We start from the raw sequence: 234 nt of genomic DNA, 5'->3' as shown, positions 1-234 counted from the left end.
CCGCGCAGACTCCGGCGCCCGCGGCTCCCGGCCCGACTCCGACGCCCGCGCCGAAAAAGGAGCCGGGGACGCTGGCGAAGCTCGCCCGCGAACGCTACGGGAAATACCTGACCGCGGAAGAGCAGGCGCTCATGGATGAGGACATGGAATCCCTCGAGCGAAGGAGCTCGCGGCTGCGCGGGTTCAAGCTCGCCAACGGCGAGGAGCCCGCCGTCGACTACACGGCAGTGCGGC

At 70.9% G+C, this 234-nt stretch carries 1 protein-coding gene; it reads left to right on the top strand.

Translation table 11 applies throughout. From position 1 onward, the window contains the following. Positions 1-234 (top strand): hypothetical protein (locus tag ACY9Z2_RS19405; protein WP_463611310.1); only part of this gene is annotated, 234 nt, incomplete at both ends.

It is taken from the genome of Virgibacillus sp. GM2-2 (assembly GCF_055329585.1).
This window is presented reverse-complemented; position numbering and strand designations above follow the sequence as displayed.